This is a genomic window from Lysinibacillus sp. GbtcB16 (assembly GCF_019091145.1).
Lineage (GTDB): Bacteria > Bacillota > Bacilli > Bacillales_A > Planococcaceae > Lysinibacillus > Lysinibacillus fusiformis.
On record NZ_JAGXJV010000688.1, the window covers coordinates 1 to 250 of the forward strand.

1 pseudogene is annotated in these 250 nt (G+C 46.0%); it reads left to right on the forward strand.

What is annotated here, in order from left to right:
* Positions 1 to 242: pseudogene (locus KVT27_RS27635) on the forward strand (EamA family transporter); the annotation flags it as partial.
* Positions 243 to 250: the final 8 nt, after the last annotated feature.

Consider the following 250-nt stretch of genomic DNA (forward strand, 5'->3'; position numbering starts at 1 on the left):
GCAGCATCATGAAATATAGCTTGTATGTTTTGGCTGGCGCATGTAGTTACGGTTTATTATCTACCGTCGTTAAGAAAGCTTATGCATCCGGCTTTCATGTTGGTGACGTCGTCGGTAGCCAAGCACTATTCGGTGTCGCGATGTTGTGGATTTTGGTCTTTATCACTTCACAAGCCGCTAAGCCTTCCGAAGCAAAGCTAACCTTTCGCGTTACGGGACGGCAAGCTCTCATGCTTATTTGAAAGGAAGT